This is a genomic window from Sphingobacterium paucimobilis HER1398 (assembly GCF_000416985.1).
Taxonomy (GTDB): Bacteria; Bacteroidota; Bacteroidia; order Sphingobacteriales; family Sphingobacteriaceae; genus Sphingobacterium; species Sphingobacterium paucimobilis.
In genome coordinates this window covers 296,281-309,353 of the sequence record NZ_ATDL01000004.1, presented here as the reverse complement: position 1 = coordinate 309,353, position 13,073 = coordinate 296,281, and the positions used below count along the sequence as shown (strand labels likewise).

Below are 13,073 nucleotides of genomic sequence, written 5' to 3'. Positions count from 1 at the left end.
TGGTGCCTTAAAATATAGTATGGAATCAATAACAAAGGTACTTTCAGAAAAAAGCTCCAAGTTCTTTCACTTGGAGCTTTTTTGTTATTCTTTACTATAAAGCCTTATCTACTTCATCGATCATTCTGTTGATAGAGATCACTCCACCGCCAGCTAGATACCAGGTTTCGGAATCTAGGTAAACAATCTTTCCGTTTTTAAAGGCGTTCGTGCGTTGGATCAATTTGTTCTCAACTTCCTCTTTGTTTAATGGGGTATCACCGATAGCAGCACTTCTATCGACAACAAATAAAATATCAGGATTGGTCTCAGCAATAAATTCGTTAGAGGTTTTCGTCCCGTGAAGATGCGTATCTAAACCTTTTGCAGCTTCCTGCACACCAAGGATATCGTGAATCAGTCCAAAACGTGAACCGCTACCGTAAGCACTAAAACGTCCCTTGTTATGTAATACAACAAGAGCCTTTGCGTCAGACTTGTCTGCTTTTTCTTTGACTGCTGCTGCTTTTGTCTTAATATCGGCCAACGATGCTTCAAACTCTTTTTCTTTACCAAAGATCTTACCTAAGTTGGTTATATTCTTTTCCAATGCACCGAACTGGTCTTTTGTATCCCAAACAGGAATAATAGTCGGGGCAATTTTAGAAATCTGTTCATAAGAATCTTTAAGCCTACCTCCAATAATGATAAGGTCAGGATTCAACTCATTCAATTTTTCGACATTAGCCTCAACCAGATTACCTAGGTCAGCAATACTCTCATCGTCCTTATATCTTGAAAGATACTTTGGCACTCCTGTTTTGGGGATACCTACCGGCTTTACTCCTATAAAGTCTAGGTTTTCCAATTGACTAAAATCCAATACGACTACTCTTTTGGGATTGACTGGCACATCTACCGTTCCCAATTCATGAGTTATGGTGACTTTATCGTTAGCCCCTTCACCTTCAGCCTTACTTTGATTGGCATTGTTACACCCCGTAAAAGCGACTGCTATCGCCAGTGCGAATAAAAAAACAGATTTTTTCATATGTATATTATTTAAAACAGAATTAGCACTATATTTTTTTGACTTTTAACAATAGATACAAAAAGTATATTCCTCCCACCAGGTTGATAATTGTACTGATTGGTGTAGAAAAATTAAGTATCCGTTCCATAATGAACTGTCCTCCTACAATAGCAATAATAGCTACCAGGCAACAGGCCGGAATAACCAATCCGTGGCGCTGTGACTTTATCAGTTGGTAAGTTACATTGGTAACCAACAAGCCTAGAAAGGCGACAGGACCGATTAGCGCTGTAGAAACCGATACAAGAATAGCAATGATAATAAAGAAGGTCTTCACCACCTTAGGGTAATCCACTCCAAGACTAATTGCTTGATCACGTCCCAAAGCAAGTACATCGAGATACCGATTCATTCGAAAACCGAAGAGCAGAACGATGACCAAAATACCTGCAGCATACCATAGCAAGCTTTCATTTATCTTATTGAAAGAGGCAAACATCTTTCCCTGGATGATGAAAAAGTCATTGGGATCAATCAACAACTGCATAAATGAGCTGAAGGTATTGAACAAAATCCCAAGTACCAGTCCCACCAATAGCAACAAATACATATTGTTGCGTCCTCTTCTATAAATCAGAAAATAAAGCAGAAAGGAAAACCCGATCATGAATACAACCGACAACAAGAAATTGTCAAAACTATTAAGAACACGAAAAGTCATATCACCATATACAAACACGATAATGGTCTGCAACAGCATATAGACCGATTCAAATCCCATAATAGAAGGTGTCAGAATACGATTGGCAGTGATGGTCTGAAAAGCAACAGAGGAATAAGCAACACAACAAGCTACGACAAGCATGGCGACCAACTTGATGGACCTTAATTCTAGCGCAAACCGCCAACTAGTCCCAAGATTATAGCCTAAAAATAGACCTATAATGAGAATAGCCAATAATAGCAATAGCAAAACTCTCTTCTTGTTCTCCCTCATTTCTTGCGCAATAAAAGAAGGAGAAATAGTATACCTCCAATAAAACCAACGACCATACCTATCGGAATCTCGAAAGGGAAAATGATTACCCTTCCAATAATGTCGCAGATCAGCAGGAAAATAGCTCCCCACAGCGCAACATAAGGAAGCGTCTTCTTAATATTATCGCCATATACCATACTGACTATATTCGGAACGACCAATCCCAGAAAAGTAATAGAACCGGCAGTGATAATAACAGTACTAACCGTTAAGGAGACACATAATACGCCAATATTCATAACAGCTTTGTAGTTCAGTCCTAGATTTTTGGAGAAATCCCGCCCCATCCCTACCACAGCAAACTTATTGGCATATAGATAAGTAACTATTATCGCAGGTAGACTGACATAAATAAGCTCGTACTGTCCCTGCAAAATACCTGAAAAATCGCCCATCATCCAAGCGTTCATGTCTTGCACTAAATTATGGTTGGCGGCAAAAAAAGTAGCAATGGAGTTCAGAATACCTCCAAACATAAGTCCCACTAATGGAATAAAAATAACGTTGCGGAATCGTATACGCCCCGTAATAAATAAGAAGAGTAAGCTGCCCAGGAATGTAAAACAGAATGCAAAAGCGCCTTTTACAAGCATACTAGACGCTGGAATAAGAAACATCCCTGCCAATAAACCCATCTTGGCGGCTTCTAAAGTCCCAGCTGTAGTAGGCGACACAAACTTATTCTGTGTCATCTGTTGCATAATAAGACCACATACGCTCAATCCAATTCCAGCTAATATCAGTGATATAGTCCTTGGTATACGACTCAAAGACACGATAGAAATCTTGTCCATATCCCATTGAAGAATATCTGATATAGAAATATCGGCCACTCCTACAAATAGGGAGAGTATAGAAAAAAATAATAAAACGAATATAAGTAGTGTTGTCTTCAACTCCTTAGCTCAGTATTTGAAACAATTAACAGAATCATTACAATGATATGCCTTAAAGCTATTCTTATTAAGACTCATTATAAATATATTTGCAAAGCTAGATTTATCTAAATTCAAGAGGTTAACAAAACAGGATGATTATTTAATATAAAAGGATTAAAATGAGGCTTTCAGCAAAGTTGAAACAGGTTGACCGGTATTATATCCAAAAGGAAATAGAGGATGCCTATAACAGGTCTACCCTACTGGACGAAAGAGAAGTTGACATTGTAGAGGACAGAATAGGCCAAATCACCTACAAACAGATGTCCTGCGGGGGCATGTTGTTAATTGATGTAACAATGACCCTGCAACAGGCTATGACGGATATCTTCAAGATAGACGGTGAAAGCGTGATGATGGAGTTTATGTTTGACTCCAAAATAGAAGCCGATATTGATAAGCTAACGCACTCTACTTGGAATCTAGCCAACACACATAATATAACCTTCTCTAAGAACTACCACGGTCGGTTTAAAATGCCTCCAAACATCCCTGTTCAGTTTCTAATCATCATCCTGTCTAAGGAGTATTATTTTAACCTCATTCCGAAAGACTATATACTGCATAAAGAGTTTGTAAATAATATCTTCGAGCAAAAGACAGCTACACTCTCCAGGAAGATGCTGCAGTTCAACCCATATATACATGCAGTCATTCACGAAATAAGGTCATGCACTAGAAAAGGAGAGTTAAAACGCCTCTACATTGAGAATAAAATACAAGAGCTCCTGTTACTGCAACTCGAAATAAACCAAAAGCAGCATCTTTTATATAATAAATCAGGCTTGAATGACCGGGATCATAAAAAGCTCCTGGAAGCCAAAAATATATTAGATATCGGTTTTAGAGATGCTCCAGGGATTCCGGAGCTTGCTCGTATGAGCTATCTCAATGAATTCAAGCTCAAAAAAGGCTTCAAATCCTGTTTTGGCATGACCATAAAGAGTTATGTCATTTCTTTACGGATGAGACATGCCATAGATTTATTGAATGAAGAGAAACATAGTATAACCGAAATCGCCTACCTCTGCGGATACAATGGCATTGTACAGTTTTCTACTGCTTTTAAAAATTTTTACGGATACGCCCCCAGTAACATGAAGTAAATAGGATTTTTGGGGAGCTATAAAAGACAAAAGCTCCAAGTTGCCTTGAAGCTTTATATAGTAGCGGGGAGCAGGATCTAACTGCAGTCCGCCAGCTGGCGGATATGAAGCCTGCCTCGTTAATACCTATAAACGAAAAAAGCTCCAAGTTTCCTTAAAGCTTTATTTAGTAGCGGGGAGCAGGATCGAACTGCAGTCCGCCAGCTGGCGGATATGAAGCCTGCCTCGTTAATACCTATAAACGAAAAAAGCTCCAAGTTTCCTTGAAGCTTTATTTAGTAGCGGGGAGCAGGATCGAACTGCCGACCTCAGGGTTATGAATCCTGCGCTCTAACCATCTGAGCTACCCCGCCGTTTCAGTGATGCAAATATAGCAATAAGGAATTATTTTCAAAGTAATTTTTTAGAGATTTTAATAATTTTATAACCTTCAAAAAAGCCCCTCCACGCAATTATCTAAGAATGAAAGCTGTAACATGTTGACAACTTTGTGGATGTTAACAAGTTTTATTATGCTTCATGTACTTTTAAAATAAAAATATGTATTATTACAGAAATCAATATGAAAACGTTAACTAAAAAATGATTTAGCTATGTCGGAAAAAACTAAAATTCACCTAGAATATATAATCAACTCTTCTCCACGTATCCTTTACCCCTATTTAATTGAGCCGAACGATCTTGCACAATGGTTTGCTGATGATGTAATCTATCACGATGGAGTATACGAATTCATTTGGGATGGCGAATCTCACAGAGCAAAAATTGCTGCTTTTAAAGAAAACAAATATGTTAAGTTCAAATGGATAGATGACGAGCCGCATTTTTTCGAATTGGAAATCATACAGGATGAACTAACCAATGATGTCGCTCTGGCAATCACTGACCATGCAAAAGACGAAAATGTAGAAGATCGAAAAAAAATCTGGGACAACTCGATAAGCTATCTTCAAAGTGTAATTGGTGCTTAAAATTCTGTACCTTTGTTTATCACGCATAGCCTCATGTAAAGGTAACAAGGCTATGCTTATAGATACATGAAAAAAGTACACAAATTAATACTGCAAGCATTCATTAAGCCGTTCATTGTCACATTTTGTATTGTGATGTTTGTGCTTTTGATGCTTTTTTTATTTAAATATATCGACGATCTTATTGGAAAAGGATTTGAGTGGTATGTGATAATGGAGCTGATAGGCTATCAATGTGCTGTACAGCTTTCCATGGCACTCCCTCTCTCCATGCTCCTCTCGTCAATCATGACCTTCGGAAATCTAGGAGAAAGCTACGAACTGGTAGCCATAAAAGCTGCAGGAGTATCTTTAAGAAAAGCAATGAGTCCTTTATTTATCTTAGTGGGATTATTTGCAGCTGGATCATTTCTATTTTCAGATTATATACTTCCTGTCGTAAATCTGAAAATGGGCTCTCTATTATGGGATGTACGTAATAAAAAAGCCGACTTTTTAATCAAGCCCGGAATATTCAACAGCACTATTCCAGGATATGCCATACGAGCCAAAAGCAAAAGTAAAGACGGAACTGTACTCTATGATCTCACTATCTACGATAAATCGAAAGGCAACTCAGCCAGTGATGTCCTAGTTGCCAAAGAGGGATATATGTATAATTCACGTGATCAAAATTTCATGATCCTAAAACTAATCGACGGCGTTCGATATGAAGATTCTCGTGCCAATAATGCAAAGACCTATGATCCTCGTCAACAGTTTACTCGCTTTTATTTCAAAGAGACAGAAACGAAGTTTAACATGGATGCGTTTGAAATGAAACGCACAGATGAGAACCTTTTCAAACAACATCATCAAATGCTAAACTTACGCCAACTCAAACTCAAATCAGACACCAACTTGATGGAGTTGGATAGTCTCTCAAAGATGACTGCGCAAGAACTAAAACACAATATTCTTTTCACCTCCAGATATTATAATGAAGGCGTTCGTGAAAATGCAAAGATAGAAGTCGGCAATAACATATTAGCTTATATCCCGGAGTCTAACCGAAGAAATGTGGTTAGTAGCGCATTGGGACAGGTTCAGCAATTTAAAGACGGTACATTCAACAGATCGACCGAGTACCAAGGATTAGTTGACAAAGATACCCGCTATGATATTGAATACCATCGAAAATTCACACTTGCGATATCCTGTCTTCTTCTTTTCGCTATTGGAGCTCCCTTGGGGGCAATCATCAGAAAGGGAGGTCTAGGTGCACCAGTAGTTATATCCATCATATTCTTCCTGATATACCACATCATATCTACGGTGGCAGAAAAATCTGCTAAAGATGGTGCTATGACTCCTTTTTGGGGAATGTGGATGGCTATACTCGTACTTAGTCCATTAGCGGCTTTCCTCACTTATAAATCCACCACGGATTCAGCACTATTTGACATAGATCAATACAAGATCAAAGCACAGGTCGCTTTACAGTGGATCAAAGAAAAACTAAATATCAAAAAACAAAAGGTCTAATACCATTTTTGACTTCTTCATTATTAAAAGAATAGAAATCAGATATACCTTTGTAATTGGAAAAATCATATATCAATGGATATAAAATTAAACACAATCGAAGAGGCCATTGAAGACATCAAGGCTGGAAAAGTAATCATTGTAGTGGACGATGAAGACAGGGAGAACGAAGGCGACTTTATTACTGCCGCAAGGAATGCTACTCCCGAAGTAATTAACTTTATGGCAACCCATGGGCGCGGATTAGTGTGTGCTCCATTATCAGAACAACGCTGTCAAGAACTCAACCTACATCCAATGGTAGGTCAGAATACTGCTATATACGAAACAAACTTTACTGTTTCTGTCGACTTACAAGGCTATGGCTGTACCACAGGAATATCAGCTTCGGATCGTTCGAAAACTATAAAAGCTTTAATAGACCCTAATATCAAGCCTGAGGAACTCGGACGTCCTGGTCACATATTTCCATTGATAGCTATGGATGGTGGTGTACTACGCCGTACAGGCCACACAGAGGCTACTGTAGACATTGCTAGACTTGCAGGCTTTGAGCCAGCTGGAGTATTGGTAGAAATACTCAAAGAAGATGGAGAAATGGCTAGATTGCCGGACCTTCTAGAGGTAGCGAAACGCTTTGACCTTAAAATCATCAGTATCGAAGATCTCATAGAATACAGATTAAAGCACGATACATTGATTAATGAAGAGGTATCGGTACAAATGCCAACAGCCTACGGTGATTTTCAGATGAAAGCTTTTACACAAAAGAACAGTGGAGAACAACATCTTGCTATATACAAAGGAGAATGGAAAGAAGACGAGCCAGTATTGGTACGTGTACACAGTTCCTGCATGACTGGAGACATTTTTGGCTCTTGCCGTTGCGACTGCGGACCGCAGCTCCATAAGGCTATGGAAATGATCGAAAAAGAAGGCAAAGGCATTATCGTGTACATGAACCAGGAAGGACGAGGTATTGGATTGATCAATAAACTGCAAGCCTACAAATTACAAGAAAAAGGTATCGACACTGTAGATGCAAATATTCAATTAGGTTTCAAAGCTGACCATAGAGACTATGGTGTAGGCGCTCAGATACTCCGCCATATGGGAGTTTCGAAAATGAGACTAATGTCCAACAATCCTACGAAAAGAGCTGGCCTAGTAGGTTACGGTCTTGAGATTGTTGAAAATGTGCCTATCGAAATAGAGCCCAATGTTTACAACGAAGAGTATTTAAAAACTAAACGAGACCGAATGGGCCATACCATTCTCAAAAACATATAAATAAAGCTTTCATAAAAAAAGAGGACTTGATCCTCTTTTTTTGTTTTACCATAAGTGATAACGCACACCCAACATCGCATAATTGGGCTTGAATTTTTCATCGGTCGTAATATACTTCATCTTATATCCAGCATAGACGGATAACTTAACAGGAGAAAAGTAATAACTAACTCCTATTTGTCCATTCAAAACGAACAAATCATCTTTGACCAACTCATAGTCTATTTCTTTCTCTTTCTGAAAACGAACAAACTCTTCAGCAGCACCAACTCCTAGTAAAACATTAAAATCACTGTTACGTTTATTTAAGAATGAAAATAGGTAGTCTGCTCCTACTGATACAAAACTACTTCTACCATGCACTTGAGCCTGAAGAGCACTTCTATTGTTCAAATCATATTTGGCCTGTACACCAAAGCTATTTTCTTTAGCGGTTTTCACGTTCATGTCTCCATAAAAACCAAATGCCCAATTATGTTCTTGGCTAAGTGAAACCGTTGTCAGTGCCACTACCGCTATTAAAGTCAAAATTCCTTTTATCATAATAGTTTTAATCTACTTGTTCTCCTTTTGATTTACGATATGTTTTATAAAGCTTAATCAAAAACATCAGCAATACTGCTAGACACACAATACCTAATACGCCGTATATCCAGTTGAGTGCTGATTTCAAAATAACGACAAACACGATAGCGAATACCAATATTGTTGCGACTTCATTCCACAACCTCAGCTGATGTGATGTCCATGTTGATTTTTCATCCCTAAGCGCATGCATAATCCGCTGCGATCTGAAATGGTAAAAAACCATACCTCCAACAAATAACAACTTGACATGCATCCACCCTAGCGTCAGCAAGCCAGGAGTCGTATATAACATCAGTAGTGCCGAAGCTATTGCAATGTACATTGCTGGAGTAGTAATCACCCACCATAGGCGATTTTCCATTAATGTAAACTGTTTATGCAAAATTTGATATTCAACCTCTCCCTTAGCTTTCGCTTCGGTATGATAGATGAAAAGCCGAGGCATATAAAACAATCCCGCCATCCAACAGATCACAAAAATTATATGCACTGCCTTCGCGTATAGGTATATCATAGCACAAAAATAAAAAGGAAAAATTAAATAATTTTTCCTTTTTTTAATCTAATCGTTAGTATCTAAACTCTCTTATGACTTCCACTGCGTATTTGACATGGTCAAATGGCATATCAGGCATAATACCATGCCCCAGATTACATATAAAGCCATTTTCCCCACGCATTCTTTCGAACAGCTCATGAATCTTAGCTTTAATCACCGGTTTGTCTGCATACATTATAAACGGATCTAAGTTTCCTTGAACCGCCATACCTGCAGGAAGACTCTTCTTGATATTCAACAGATCCGCATTCCAATCGACAGAAATAACATCAGGATTACTCTCAGCCATTACAGGTGCGAATACAGATGCTCCTTTAGCAAATGATATTACAGGTACTGTACGCTTCAGATTCGCTAAGATATACTTATTGTATTTATGCGAGAATGTATGGTAGTCATTCCATGACAACGCGTTAGCCCAGCTATCAAAAAGCTGAACAGCGTTAACACCAGCATCGATCTGCATATTTAAATAAGCAATCGTTAAGTCTGCTATTTTCTGAAGAATAAGGTGCACCAATTCAGGCTCATTATTCAACATCAACTTCGTTAGCTTAAAATCTCTAGAAGATCCACCTTCAACCAAATAACTTAGTATTGTAAACGGTGCTCCCGCAAATCCAATCAAAGGAATGCGTCCATCAAGACGTTGTTGTATAACACGGATTGCATCAGCTACGTATTGCAACTTATCGAGACAATCTACAGATAGATTTTCAGCGTCCTTCCAAGTACGGACAGGATTCGCAAAACGAGGACCTACTCCCTGTTCAAAAGAAAGATCTCCTCCCATCGCCTCTCCAGTGACGAGAATATCCGAAAACAAAATAGCAGCATCAATACCTAAAAGGTCAACAGGAAGCATGGTTACATCCGCAGCAATTTCTGGAGTTTTGCACATCTCCAAAAAACTGTACTTATTTTTAATTTCCCAATACTCTGGCATAAAACGTCCTGCTTGACGCATCATCCATACCGGAGGTCTCTCCACTTGCTGCGAAAGCGCAGCCTTGATAAACAAATCGTTCTGTAAAGTTGTACTCACTATATTTTAATTATATTTTTTTACGTCTTCCTTAATTTTTGCAACGATATCTCGTTGTCTGTGTGTCAAAGCCAATTTGTCCGCTAATTCCAAATAGGTGTTCACTCGATCGTATTCCTTTTTCCGCAGATTAATATTGGCTAGATTAATCAGAACCATACCTTTCTCATTGTCTCTCCGCCAAGGTAACCGCGATGCCAATTGAAAATGATACTCCGCCTCCTCTATATTATTATTTTTCAAGGCCAGATTGCCTTTCATAAATTCATAAAAATTACGCCTTCCCTTACGTAGGTTATCTGGATTTTTGATTTCTGAAAGTAACTTGTCCGTCTTTTCGTAATCTTGTCTATGGAATGCCTGAGTTGCTAGAAAAACTGTCCCCTCTCTATACTGGCTCCATATAAAGTAACCAATAATTCCCAACAAATAGATACAAACGTTATAGTGCTTAAAAACAACAGCATAGGCCAATCCAATAATGGCTATGCCTATGATTATCATTCGGCGCCTTGTATTCATAAAATATATTATTCGGCTTGACCGTCCGTATTATCTGTAAATTTATAACCGACCCCTCTTATCGAATGAAAATAAATAGGATGTTTTTGATCGGGTTCAAAATACTTTCTAAAAGTCAGAATAAAATTATCAATTGTACGTGTAGAAGGGTACACATCATAGTTCCATACTGTTTCTAAAATCTGCTCTCTAGAAACGGCCTCATTACGTCGTTCGATGAGTAACTTTAGGAGCATGGTTTCCTTTTTTGTCAACGAAGTGACTGTACCATCTGCCAAGTGCAGCTCGTAGGAATTAAAATAAATAGTCTTATCGCCTATTGTATAAGAGTTGAGTTCCTTTAACTCGTCTCCTTTCATCCCTCTGCGGATCAGATTTCCAACGCGCAAGATTAGCTCTTCCAAATTAAAGGGCTTCACCAAATAATCATCTGCACCTTTCTTTAAACCTGTAATACGATCCTCACTACTGTTTTTGGCCGTTAGAAACATAATAGGCACTTCTGTATTCTGAAGACGTATGGTTTCTGCTACCTGAAAACCATCGATTTCAGGAATCATTACATCCAAAATAATCAGATTGAAGCGTTCTTCTTTGAAGATTTTCAACGCCTTCTTACCATCGGTAGCCGTAGTGACACGGTACCCTTCTAATTCTAAATTTAATTTGATGGCCTCCAACAAGTGTTCCTCGTCTTCGACTAAGAGTATCCTTTGTTTAGCTTGCATAATTTTCAAATGTTACTTCAAAGATGCTACCAGAAGGTTTGTTATCCATTACCCGAATTGTAGCATCATGTTTTTGCAATACAGTTTTTACTATATATAACCCCAAACCAGTTCCTTTGGTTTTGCGAGTAGATTCATTCCCTACACGATAGAATTTATTAAAGATAAGTCTCTTTTCCTCATCTTGTATACCTGCTCCATGATCGGCAACAGAAAAAACAAGATTATTATGATTTTTCTTGAGACTCACTTCTACATTAGCACAAGGTGGCGAATATTTGACGGCATTCTCAACAAGATTGGTCACCACATTAGTAATTGCAAACTTATCAGCATGTAGGACAATTCCCGGTTCGATTTGCGGTCTAATAATCTCAGATTTGCATGCATTTTTTTGAAGCCGATCCAATATCTCTTCAATCAATTCTGAAAAATCAAAATCCTCTTTAGGTAGAATAAAAGTCCGGTTTTCCAATTTGGTAGCCAACAAAACATTCTCTACCAAATAATCAAGACGTTCGATATCTTTCAACGAGTTGGACAAAAACGTTTTCTGCTGCTCACGATCCAAGTCTCGTTTTAAAATAGTCTGTAAATAAAGCTTAACAGAAGCTAAGGGCGATTTTAGCTCATGTGTTACCGAAAGCAGGAAGTTCTGCTGCTGTTGTTGATAATAGCGCTCACGTTCTAAGTGCTTTTTCAGCTTGATTACCGCTAGAACGAAAATTGCTATAAAAATCAATCCCTCACCAATAATCATCCCCTTTCTATCTGGCACATGCTTTATAAACATATACCCCCAACCTATTAGTTGGCAAAGTGCATATAACGCCAGTAGATAAAACCAAAAAAGTGCTCTTCTCATAAATGCATTTTCAACAAAAATAGGCAAATACTAGGGCATAATAAAATAGGCCTTGTTTTATGACACTAATAAGAAAAAGGGTTGGTCATTTCTTCTAAAAAAAATTAAATAGAGAAAGCGACAAAACTATTACAATGCCACTATATTGCGTAGAATATTGAATTTATGTAGGTTTGTACATGCTCAAACAAAAAAAAGACATATTTTTTGACCTCGACCATACCATTTGGGATTTTGACAAAAATGCAGAAGAAGCATTACACGAGTTGTATACAGCTTTTCAATTTGACCGTCTTTTTGGACCTGGCCGAGCAGATATTTTTATAGAGACCTATACATTGAACAACCACCGTGTATGGGCGCTTTACCATCATGGAAAAATAGACAAACCTACACTAAGAAAACTAAGATTCTCAGATACGTTCTCACAGCTAGGCGTAGACCCTAGCCTATTTCCACTTGCCTTCGAAGAAGAATATCTCAAACTGTGCCCCACAAAGACCAATCTATTCCCCAATGCACACGAGTCACTCTCCTACCTTCAAAGAAAGTATAATCTTCACCTGATATCAAACGGTTTTAAGGAAGCCTGTGAGCTTAAACTAAAGCACAGTCAACTTGAAAATTACTTCAAAACAATTGTCATATCAGAAATTTTTGGTATCAACAAACCGGATCCACGGATCTTTGATCATGCGATAAGTAATGGCCAAGCTGAAAAGACAACTTCTATCATGATTGGTGACAATATAGACGCTGATATAAGGGGAGCAAAAAATGCAGGCATGGAAGCTATCTATTTCAATAGTACGGGAGCAGACAAACCAGCTGACGTGGAACATATGATTGTAGACCTAAAGGAGCTGCAACATATTTTTTAATAGGG

The 13,073-nt window shown here is 38.2% G+C and carries 14 protein-coding genes and 1 tRNA gene; 5 read left to right on the top strand and 10 right to left on the bottom strand.

Translation table 11 applies throughout. The annotated features are described in order from the left end of the window. Positions 1-94: 94 nt before the first annotated feature. From M472_RS26940 to M472_RS26930, 3 genes are read right to left on the bottom strand one after another with little or no spacing between them, the layout of a single operon-like run. The gene (locus M472_RS26940) at positions 95-1,030 is read right to left on the bottom strand and encodes a siderophore ABC transporter substrate-binding protein (RefSeq protein ID WP_021068940.1); all 936 of its coding nucleotides are present in this window, start codon (positions 1,028-1,030) and stop codon (positions 95-97) included. A gap of 28 nt (positions 1,031-1,058) precedes the next feature. Beyond that, positions 1,059-2,009, bottom strand: coding sequence for an iron chelate uptake ABC transporter family permease subunit (locus M472_RS26935; RefSeq protein ID WP_021068939.1), 951 nt, complete (start codon positions 2,007-2,009; stop codon positions 1,059-1,061). Further along, positions 2,006-2,947: an ABC transporter permease gene (locus M472_RS26930; protein WP_022829264.1), complete on the bottom strand. Its 942-nt coding sequence runs from the start codon at positions 2,945-2,947 to the stop codon at positions 2,006-2,008. Before M472_RS26930 ends, M472_RS26935 begins: the two co-directional genes overlap by 4 nt. A 161-nt stretch (positions 2,948-3,108) precedes the next feature. Between M472_RS26930 and M472_RS26925 the strand changes: the two genes are divergently transcribed. Further along, positions 3,109-4,095, top strand: coding sequence for a helix-turn-helix domain-containing protein (locus M472_RS26925; RefSeq protein ID WP_021068937.1), 987 nt, complete (start codon positions 3,109-3,111; stop codon positions 4,093-4,095). 279 nt (positions 4,096-4,374) lie between these two features. Here the strand turns inward: M472_RS26925 and M472_RS26920 are convergent. Continuing rightward, a tRNA-Met gene (locus M472_RS26920) sits at positions 4,375-4,448 on the bottom strand. Positions 4,449-4,688: 240 nt separating this feature from the next. Between M472_RS26920 and M472_RS26915 the strand changes: the two genes are divergently transcribed. The 3 genes from M472_RS26915 to M472_RS26905 all read left to right on the top strand — a co-directional run bounded on the left by M472_RS26915 (position 4,689) and on the right by M472_RS26905 (position 7,880). Continuing rightward, positions 4,689-5,066: an START-like domain-containing protein gene (locus M472_RS26915; RefSeq protein ID WP_021068936.1), complete on the top strand. Its 378-nt coding sequence runs from the start codon at positions 4,689-4,691 to the stop codon at positions 5,064-5,066. Positions 5,067-5,132: 66 nt separating this feature from the next. After that, a complete protein-coding gene (locus tag M472_RS26910; protein ID WP_022829263.1) occupies positions 5,133-6,590 on the top strand; it encodes an LptF/LptG family permease in 1,458 nt (485 codons plus the stop codon). A gap of 75 nt (positions 6,591-6,665) precedes the next feature. Continuing rightward, positions 6,666-7,880 carry a bifunctional 3,4-dihydroxy-2-butanone-4-phosphate synthase/GTP cyclohydrolase II gene (locus M472_RS26905; RefSeq protein ID WP_021068934.1) on the top strand — a complete coding sequence of 405 codons (1,215 nt, stop codon included), beginning with the start codon at positions 6,666-6,668 and terminating at the stop codon, positions 7,878-7,880. Between the two features lie 45 nt (positions 7,881-7,925). On the opposite strand, the gene M472_RS26900 is transcribed toward M472_RS26905, so the two are convergent. Genes M472_RS26900 through M472_RS26875 form a run of 6 tightly spaced genes read right to left on the bottom strand, consistent with a single transcriptional unit; the run spans position 7,926 to position 12,187 of the window. Further along, positions 7,926-8,423 carry a hypothetical protein gene (locus M472_RS26900; RefSeq protein WP_021068933.1) on the bottom strand — a complete coding sequence of 166 codons (498 nt, stop codon included), beginning with the start codon at positions 8,421-8,423 and terminating at the stop codon, positions 7,926-7,928. Between the two features lie 7 nt (positions 8,424-8,430). Beyond that, a complete protein-coding gene (locus tag M472_RS26895; protein WP_021068932.1) occupies positions 8,431-8,982 on the bottom strand; it encodes a CopD family protein in 552 nt (183 codons plus the stop codon). Positions 8,983-9,037: 55 nt separating this feature from the next. Continuing rightward, entirely contained in the window at positions 9,038-10,072 is a 1,035-nt protein-coding gene (hemE, locus tag M472_RS26890) for a uroporphyrinogen decarboxylase (RefSeq protein WP_021068931.1), read from the bottom strand. A 6-nt stretch (positions 10,073-10,078) separates the two neighbouring features. Then, a complete protein-coding gene (locus tag M472_RS26885; protein WP_022829261.1) occupies positions 10,079-10,594 on the bottom strand; it encodes a hypothetical protein in 516 nt (171 codons plus the stop codon). Positions 10,595-10,602: 8 nt separating this feature from the next. Further along, entirely contained in the window at positions 10,603-11,322 is a 720-nt protein-coding gene (locus M472_RS26880) for a response regulator transcription factor (protein WP_021068929.1), read from the bottom strand. After that, entirely contained in the window at positions 11,312-12,187 is an 876-nt protein-coding gene (locus M472_RS26875; protein WP_022829260.1) for a sensor histidine kinase, read from the bottom strand. Before M472_RS26875 ends, M472_RS26880 begins: the two co-directional genes overlap by 11 nt. A gap of 179 nt (positions 12,188-12,366) precedes the next feature. On the opposite strand from M472_RS26875, the gene M472_RS26870 reads away from it, so the two are divergent. After that, positions 12,367-13,068 carry a YjjG family noncanonical pyrimidine nucleotidase gene (locus M472_RS26870; RefSeq protein WP_021068927.1) on the top strand — a complete coding sequence of 234 codons (702 nt, stop codon included), beginning with the start codon at positions 12,367-12,369 and terminating at the stop codon, positions 13,066-13,068. Positions 13,069-13,073: the final 5 nt, after the last annotated feature.

Excerpts from the sequence above, each read along its gene's own strand:
- M472_RS26940 (WP_021068940.1), bottom strand. The coding sequence starts at position 1,030 with ATGAAAAAATCTGTTTTTTTATTCGCACTGGCGATAGCAGTCGCTTTT.
- M472_RS26935 (WP_021068939.1), bottom strand. The coding sequence starts at position 2,009 with ATGAGGGAGAACAAGAAGAGAGTTTTGCTATTGCTATTATTGGCTATT.
- M472_RS26925 (WP_021068937.1), top strand. The coding sequence starts at position 3,109 with ATGAGGCTTTCAGCAAAGTTGAAACAGGTTGACCGGTATTATATCCAA.
- M472_RS26915 (WP_021068936.1), top strand. The coding sequence starts at position 4,689 with ATGTCGGAAAAAACTAAAATTCACCTAGAATATATAATCAACTCTTCT.
- M472_RS26910 (WP_022829263.1), top strand. The coding sequence starts at position 5,133 with ATGAAAAAAGTACACAAATTAATACTGCAAGCATTCATTAAGCCGTTC.
- M472_RS26905 (WP_021068934.1), top strand. The coding sequence starts at position 6,666 with ATGGATATAAAATTAAACACAATCGAAGAGGCCATTGAAGACATCAAG.
- M472_RS26900 (WP_021068933.1), bottom strand. The coding sequence starts at position 8,423 with ATGATAAAAGGAATTTTGACTTTAATAGCGGTAGTGGCACTGACAACG.
- M472_RS26895 (WP_021068932.1), bottom strand. The coding sequence starts at position 8,982 with ATGATATACCTATACGCGAAGGCAGTGCATATAATTTTTGTGATCTGT.
- M472_RS26885 (WP_022829261.1), bottom strand. The coding sequence starts at position 10,594 with ATGAATACAAGGCGCCGAATGATAATCATAGGCATAGCCATTATTGGA.
- M472_RS26880 (WP_021068929.1), bottom strand. The coding sequence starts at position 11,322 with ATGCAAGCTAAACAAAGGATACTCTTAGTCGAAGACGAGGAACACTTG.
- M472_RS26875 (WP_022829260.1), bottom strand. The coding sequence starts at position 12,187 with ATGAGAAGAGCACTTTTTTGGTTTTATCTACTGGCGTTATATGCACTT.
- M472_RS26870 (WP_021068927.1), top strand. The coding sequence starts at position 12,367 with ATGCTCAAACAAAAAAAAGACATATTTTTTGACCTCGACCATACCATT.